Genomic DNA, 1,426 nt, shown 5'->3' on the forward strand with positions numbered 1-1,426 from the left:
GGTTCTTGTGTTCTTGTGTTCTTAATTTTGACATCACAATCGCCGACCCCGTCCAATGCTCCTCCAGGTACTCCCGAGGCAGCGTCAGCAATCCTTCCGAAGGATCCGCCACCACCACTGCCGCCGCTGTCATCGCCACCACCGCCACGCAGTGATTCATCACCCGGCTCTGGGGCATCATCACCAGCATCACCTCACCCCCGGCCAGTTCAGGCAGCACACGGCCCCGCACATACCGGCACCGCACCCGCTCGCCCGCCGCAGCCTGTATCCCCCAATACAAATCATACTCAGCCGTCCCAATAAAAGGACAGCTCCGGCTCAGCCCCGCCAGCCGCCCTTCTGACACCTCCACCCCCAGCCGACGCAGCGCCGTCGCCGCAGCCGCAGGTCCGCAGGTAAACGCCGTACTCTGCCGACAAACCCCATCCGCATCAAAATATGACACCGCCGCCGCCAGCCGCGTCGCCGCCATCGCCGTCCCCAGGCAGGGAATCACACCCAACAGCGCCATCGCCGCCCCCGTCAGACACACCACCGCCCACCGCTCCGCCCGATAGGGAAGATAGGGCTGCACAGCCGCCAAACCCATCGGAATCACAAACGACAGAATCACAAACTTGACCCGCCCCCCCGCCAGCGCAAAGGCAATCCCATCACTGCTGCCCATGCTCCACCGCACCGCCCCCAGTAAAAACGTCATCGCAACCGCCAGCGCGCAGACCCACAGCCCGGCCGTTCTGCCGCGACGGGAAAACAATACCCCCGTCCACAGCCCCCCGAAGGCTATCGCTGCGACCCCCACGGCTTCCATCCATAAATGGTGCAAAAGTATCTCCCGAATCTGCAGGAGCACATTATGTCCCCTATATAAAGTATATTATATCAAAACCGGATTTTCTGAACAATGACAATCAATTGGGTCAACAATCCAATCCCCCAAAACCACCCCCCTAATCCTGCCACCGCCGACATTCTCGGACCTTGACAAAAAAATAGCCCCCCCCTGCAATCTTCTAGTTCCTTCAGGGGCTCTCCGGCAGTTCCAACCTGGTGTTGTTCGGGCTGGCGAAAGTGTCGCCCCCCCTTTAGGTATCTCATCACACCCCACCGACAACCAATTCCTTTTTCAATCCTGCTGGGGGCCTTTATCAATCACTTTTTTCATAAATATCCACGTCAACCAGCCAAGAACGACCATACCCACACAGAATAACAAATACGAGATCCGCCAATCGATCCCCTGGGTAATCATCGTCCATTCCGACATGCCCCCGATGCTGGCGATCAGGTTCAACGGTAAAAATACGATATTAATCAAACTCAAACTGACCGATTTTAGGCCGCGAGGAGTTTTTCCAGGCGGCGGATAACGGATTTTTCTTGGGCATATTTGACAACCTCTTTGACATTCTCCTGCCAGACC

Annotated in this window: 1 protein-coding gene and 1 pseudogene; both read right to left on the reverse strand. The window is 57.1% G+C overall.

Annotated features, from left to right (window positions below; translation table 11 throughout):
- A partial coding sequence (locus tag ACQ9LF_RS13915; RefSeq protein ID WP_462490025.1) for a cysteine peptidase family C39 domain-containing protein occupies positions 1-829 on the reverse strand: 829 nt, incomplete at its 3' end.
- Between the two features lie 300 nt (positions 830-1,129).
- Positions 1,130-1,426, reverse strand: a pseudogene (locus ACQ9LF_RS13920) (hypothetical protein); the annotation flags it as partial.

It is taken from the genome of Anaeroglomus insulsum (genome assembly GCF_050689095.1).
Lineage (GTDB): Bacteria > Planctomycetota > Phycisphaerae > Sedimentisphaerales > Anaerohalosphaeraceae > Anaeroglomus > Anaeroglomus insulsum.